This is a genomic window from Bradyrhizobium sp. P5_C12, from assembly GCF_054049735.1.
This window is the reverse complement of sequence record NZ_JBFULU010000015.1, coordinates 143,397-149,396: the sequence shown is the minus strand read 5'-3', so window position 1 is coordinate 149,396 and position 6,000 is coordinate 143,397. Positions and strand designations below refer to the sequence as shown.

Annotated in this window: 5 protein-coding genes; 4 read left to right on the top strand and 1 reads right to left on the bottom strand. The window is 59.9% G+C overall.

The annotated features are described in order from the left end of the window. Positions 1-508 precede the first annotated feature (508 nt). The 3 genes from ACXJMY_RS16370 to ACXJMY_RS16360 all read left to right on the top strand — a co-directional run bounded on the left by ACXJMY_RS16370 (position 509) and on the right by ACXJMY_RS16360 (position 3,940). Complete coding sequence (locus ACXJMY_RS16370; protein ID WP_456620359.1) at positions 509-1,639, top strand: L,D-transpeptidase family protein; 1,131 nt, start codon at positions 509-511, stop codon at positions 1,637-1,639. Between the two features lie 402 nt (positions 1,640-2,041). Further along, positions 2,042-2,950 (top strand): tetratricopeptide repeat protein, encoded by a 909-nt coding sequence (locus ACXJMY_RS16365; RefSeq protein WP_456620358.1) that lies wholly within the window; start codon positions 2,042-2,044, stop codon positions 2,948-2,950. A gap of 189 nt (positions 2,951-3,139) precedes the next feature. After that, positions 3,140-3,940: a ThuA domain-containing protein gene (locus tag ACXJMY_RS16360; RefSeq protein WP_456620357.1), complete on the top strand. Its 801-nt coding sequence runs from the start codon at positions 3,140-3,142 to the stop codon at positions 3,938-3,940. A gap of 180 nt (positions 3,941-4,120) precedes the next feature. Here the strand turns inward: ACXJMY_RS16360 and ACXJMY_RS16355 are convergent, their stop codons facing one another. Next, positions 4,121-4,903 carry a helix-turn-helix transcriptional regulator gene (locus tag ACXJMY_RS16355; protein WP_456620356.1) on the bottom strand — a complete coding sequence of 261 codons (783 nt, stop codon included), beginning with the start codon at positions 4,901-4,903 and terminating at the stop codon, positions 4,121-4,123. A 401-nt stretch (positions 4,904-5,304) separates the two neighbouring features. Here ACXJMY_RS16355 and ACXJMY_RS16350 point away from each other — a divergent pair, with 401 nt between their 5' ends. Further along, positions 5,305-5,523 (top strand): hypothetical protein, encoded by a 219-nt coding sequence (locus tag ACXJMY_RS16350; protein WP_456620355.1) that lies wholly within the window; start codon positions 5,305-5,307, stop codon positions 5,521-5,523. The last annotated feature ends 477 nt before the right edge of the window (positions 5,524-6,000 follow it).

The following is a 6,000-nucleotide window of genomic DNA, read 5'->3' as shown; positions in this document are numbered from 1 at the left end:
CTCTTCGCTGAATGCCGCCCATGCCGTTCGAACGAACGAACATGTAAGTCGATCCCCTTCTCCAGGCCGCCACCCTTTTCTTCGCCATTTCGATACTCAGATAAAACGACGCGAACGAAATGCCGATCACCGAAATTACGGTTATCACGCCTATCAGATTACGAAGCATCTGAAGATTCCTTCCCCGGAAGCGCGCAGCACGGCACCGTCGGTATCGTGTCACTGTAGCAACCCGATCGTGACCTGCAATTGTCAGCTTTGGGTCAAAATGCGAAGAACTCAACCTGAGCAGATCCTGTCCGCCATGCCTCAATAAGCGGACCTCGTGGAGCGACGCCGCCACTTCGCCGAAGGGCCAGAAGCGGACGACGAGACCTAGCGTCTTGGCATCCCCCAGGCCAACGATAAGCTCGAACTTCTCCGGTGACTGCGTCCATCTGGGCTTGCCTTACGAACCCACTGACTACACGCTACCCAAATGAGCAGATTCCACGCCCGAGGTAAGGTCATGATCGGCGCCACGGCACTCCGTGCGCTTGTGCTGACTGCAGCCTTTTTAGCGGCGTTGTCGCCGGCCACCTGCCTTGGCGAAAACAGCAACCGCTTGCCGGCCAAGGCTACAAAGGAGCTACCACCGGCGTTGCTCTCGCTGCTCCGACAAAAGAAGATGCCAAAATACTCGCCTATCCTTGTGCGCGTCTTCAAGCAAGAGGCGGAGCTCGAAGTCTGGAAACAGGACACCACCGGCCTCTTCAAAATCCTCAAGGTGTACCCGATCTGTCGGTGGTCGGGAGATCTCGGGCCGAAACTGAAGGAGGGTGACCGTCAGGCTCCAGAGGGGTTCTATACGATTACTCCCGAGCTGATGAATCCCAACTCCGATTACCATCTCGCGATCAACGTCGGCTTTCCCAACAGCTTCGACAAGGCAAACAATCGCGACGGCAGCTTACTCATGATCCATGGCGACTGCTCATCGAGCGGTTGCTATGCCATGACCGACGAACAGATAAGCGAGATCTATTCGCTAGCGCGGGACTCCCTTGGCGGCCGACCGTCCTTTCAGGTCCAGGCTTATCCATTCCGCCTGACGCCGGCAAACCTGGCGCAGCATCGAAATTCTCCGAACCTCTCCTTCTGGAAAATGCTCAAAGTCGGCAACGATCACTTCGAGACGACGCATCTCGAACCTAAGGTGGACGTGTGCAATCGACGCTATGTGTTCGATGCGCAAGCTCCACTAAATTCGCCGTATCCTCTCGTGTTCAGTCCCACCGATAAATGCCCCGCGTTTGTCGTGGATTCCAAAATTGCGCGGCGGGCGCTTGAGAAGCAACGTACCGACGAACTCGAATTCGCGCGATTGCTCAATGACAACGTGCCGGCAGCCCCGATCTATAGCGGACTGGACGGCGGAATGAACGAGACTTTTCTAGCAAAGTATCTGGTCAGAGTGACGCTTGCGAAAGTGATGCCGTATGCATCTTATCTGCCGCAACTGCCGCCAATCCCCTGGGTCACCAACGATGGTTCGTTGACGAGTAGATGGTTTGGCACCTCGTTCGCGAAACCGATTGCATGTGATCTGGCTCGTTCCAGCTTCCTGTCGACCGTCGTGGAAGGAGACGACGGGTGCTAGAGCGCCCGGTCTACTTCAGGCTTACATCCAGAGTCAGCTGCCGGGTCACTGCCAGACCTCGCCAATGCTTTCTCAAGGTCTGAATACGCCCGGAAGCGGAGTGCGATGAAGCGCTGCGCGAGTCGGCTCGGGCTAGGTGTGGACCCAAGCGCCTCAGCTAGGAGCGAGTTATTCGATCAACTCGTCGGCGCGGGTGAGCAATTTCGGTGGGACGCCTTCGCGCAAATTAAGATTACGAAGTGATTGCACTCGCGCGTTAACTGCTTCCATCCCGCTGCCACTGCGAGGCTAAGGCGGCCACTCGGCGAATGCTCGGGTGCAGGTCTGCTATGGGTCAAAATGCGAAGAACTCAACCTGAGCAAATCTGGTCCGCCATGCCTCGCTGAGCGGACCTCAATAAGGTGCGCCACTACTTCGCTGATGGGCCAATAGGCGACATGCTTGCAAAAGCACGGATCCGGGCTAATGCGCAATGGTCGTTCGTTTGTGCCCGCAAGAGGCCGTCGGCGGTGAACCTTTCGCCGGCGGCCCGCGACAAACAAGCCGCCATCGTCGCGACGGCGGTGCGTGCCGCGCCGATCGCGCGACGCCAATTGAGGTTTCTCATGCCGATCGTCCGAATCCTCCTGGTCCTTCTCGCGCTCGCTTCGCCGCTGTCGATGGCGGGAGGCGCTGTTGCGGGGCCGTTTGAGGATGCGCAGGCGGCGCATAGCAGACGCGACTACGCAACCGCGCTACGGCTCTGGCGTCCGCTGGCCGACCAAGGCAATGCTGAGGCGCAGTACGCACTCGGGTTCATGTACGACGGCGGCCAAGGTGTGCCGAAAAATTACGCTAGGGCTGCAAAGTGGTGGCGCCTCGCAGCCGATCAAGGCCATACCTTCGCCCAGTACAACCTGGGGACCTTGTACGACAACGGCAATGGGGTGCCTCAGAACAAAGCTGAAGCATTGAAGTGGTATCACCTTGCCGCCGAGCGCGGTAACGATGGTGCGCAGTTCAACGTCGGGGTCCTGCATTTCGCGGGCGTGGCCGTGTCCGAGAACCGGATCGAGGCTGCGAAGTGGTTTCGCCGCGCTGCAGACCAAGGTCATATTGGAGCGCAGGTATATCTTGGCCTCTGTTACGCTACGGGACTAGGCGTGCCGCAAGACAGTATTCAAGCATACATGTGGCTCAGTTTGGCGGCTGCGCGAAGTGACCAAGATGCGATCAGCAATCGAAATCGCATCGCGCAGCAGATGACTCCGGCACAGATCGCCGAAGCGCAGAAGCTGGCGGTTGAGTGGAAGTCGAAACCGGAACGGTAGTATTCCCGTGCGTCGCGGAAGCAATGTCTGCTGTGGGTCAAAACGCGAAGAACCCGGCCTGAGCAAAACTAGTCCGCTTCCACCCACGTAGCGGACCTCAATAAGACGGTTCGCCACTTCGCTGATGGGCCAGCAGTGTTGCATAGGACACCAGAGGGCGATGCCCCAGGGTCGGCGCCGGGCTGATCTGTGCTAGGCTTCTTCAGCACATGGTTGGTTTTGGCGGAGGCGATTGTGAGGCGACGTGAGTTCATCGCGCTCCTCGGCGGCGCGGCGGCAATCCGATCACTCGGCGCGCATCCGGAGCGTCCGCCAGAGCGCATCCTCTATTTCACATACTCCGCCGGCTACCGGCATGATGTCATACCGCTTTCTAAGGTAATCCTGACCCAGCTCGGAAGCAATTCGGGTGTCTTTGAAGTCACTGCAACGGAAGACACGTCTGAATTTTCTACCGAAAACCTCGAGCGCTACGCAGCGGTGATGTTCTACACAACCGGAGAACTTCCGATGAGCGACGCGCAAAAGAGAGCTCTTCTCAACTTTGTGCGCTCGGGCCGCGGGTTCCTTGGCGTTCATTCGGCGACGGACACATTCTACGCTTGGCCGGACTATCTCGATCTGGTGGGCGGCTACTTTAATGGTCATCCTTGGCATCAGGCCGTGAAGATTGAGGTGGTTGATCCTGGCGATCCCCTGGTGGCTTTTCTCGGGAATTCGTTGGAAGTCGAGGACGAGATCTACCAAATCAGCGACTTCGACTATCGTGGTTCACGCGTGCTCCTGCGCCTCGACCCAAGCTCGGTGGACCTTGGCAAGACCGGCGTGCATCAACGATTCTATGGCTGGCCTCTCACCTGGACCCGATTCTATGGCGAGGGACGAGTATTTTATTCGGCGCTAGGCCACGAGCCGTCAGTTTGGCAGGACGCCCGCTACCAGCGAATCCTCACGAACGCTATCCTCTGGTCCATGCGAAGGTCGCCCTAGTAGACGCCGCGGCACTTCGCATTTGCGCCACCGCCGGATTCGTTTGGCTGGTGTCCGTGCCAGAGGTTCGGACCGTCTTGGCCTGCGACTTCCGCTCCGGGTCAAAGGCGACGATCCCGACGGGCGGACTGCGCATCCGCTTTGCGCTCGCAAGCAGACATCGCGGACTAAGCGTAGCTCTCAGTTCAGGCCGCGTGGTCCTGCGAGCAAGCCCAGCACGATCGAAAACAGCTCGTTCTGCGAAGAGATGCCGAGCCGCTCATAGGCGCGTTTGCGGTAGGTCAGGGTCGAATGCAGGCTGATGCCGAGCGCTTGCGAGATCGCCTCGGAGCTGAAGCCCAGGAGAATGCGGCGGCAGACCTCCTGCTCGCGCGGCGTGAGGTCGGCGAGCGGCGCGCGCCCCGCGAACAGCGCGGCGAGAGTCTGCTCGGTCGTCGCACCTTGCTGGAAATGGCGCGCGACGCTGGCGCCGATCGCCGGTGCAATGGCGCGAAGCCGCGCACGTTGGGCGTTGCTGAAGCGGCCCTGGGCGGCGATGCGGTAGAAATTGACGTAGAAGCAGGTGTCGTCGACCCAGATCGCGGTGGCGCATTTGTCGACGATGCCGGACTCGTCGAAGAATATTTTTCGATAGCGCGCGCCGTACATGCGCGGCGCGAAGGCCGGCAGCATGATCGGCGCAGTGCCCTGCCCCTCGAACATTGCATCACGGTTGGGATCGGATTCGTGGAACTGCCCGGCATAGGCGGCGCCGAGATCCGCGCCGATCGGGATGTTGCCGACATCGAGCAGGCAGCGCGCCAAACCGTTCCGCGCCAGCGCGAACACCATGCAATGGCCGACTCCGGCCTGGCTGCGCATTGTGTCGATCAGAACCTTTGGGAAATCGGGGCGGCCGATGGCGAGTACCGCGGGCGTGACATCGCTAGCCGCCGGATTTGCGGGCACCGGGCGAGACCGCATCGTATTCCTCCAAAAGGTCTTTTGGCGGAGGATATCAGCAACGGCAGCGCGCCGGAAGGCGCCACGATCTCCCTGCGGCGCGGGTCCCGGCTCTGCGCAGCAGCGTTACACGCTGCAGCGCGTCCGGGACACGAGAGCGATTGTCCCGGTGAGGTCTCGTGCGCCGGACGCAGCGCAGCGGCCTCTTCGGTGCGCTGCCGAGCCGGGGCCTATGGCCGAGGACATCGAACCGTCTAGTCACCCGCCAGTCACTTCCGGTCCGCCCGATAGGCCGACGATCTTGGAGCTCGCCCATGGGCAATCGCGTGGGGTTGATCCTTGGGGCGGCCCGATCGCGTACCGCCCCATTTTCATGTGTGCTACTTAGTTGGGTAGCAAAATGGTAGCGGGAAGAGCAGATCATGACTGACGATCAGGTCAATCTCGTCGTTCAGCACCTTTGCGAGCAATTGCACTTGGCGCTCCGATTGAAGGGCAGCGAGGCACATCCGCCAAACGCCAAGGATATCGGATTCGACCCGGCCTCTGTAAGAACTGTATTGCTGACCGGCTTGCGTTCGGCGGGGGTCACGACCCACCACGAGGCGGCCGGGGCGAGCGAAGAGCCGCCGTGGTCCTAAACGCAAAACGCGGGACAGAAGCCCCGCGCCAATGTCTCAGCTCGGTCATTCGCGTCGATCCCGACGGCATCCCCGCACGTCCCCTTTGGCGCCGCCAACGGACGTCAACCCATGACCGCGTAAAGGTGCCAGAAGCCCCGTCAGCGAAGGGATCTTGACGTCTCGGAGTTCGGCCTGCGGAACGCATCATGCGTTGCATGATCACCGATCATGTTGGGGACCCATTCCTCCGCGGCTGCGTCCCAATGATGGGTGTCGTCGAAGTGTTTCCAGGGTGGCCGCCTTGGCTTGCTTTTACCCTTCTGTCGATTTGCATTCAGTGCACGGAGTTGGACGGCGAGCACGCCAACCATCATCACCCATTCGCGAGCGTTGTATCGGGAGTTCCATTTGATTGCTGCGAGCATTGGATGCCTCCTTCAAAGCAAGAAGCTTCCGCCACATTAGCCCGGGCCAAGAACAGGGGATGTAAACTAC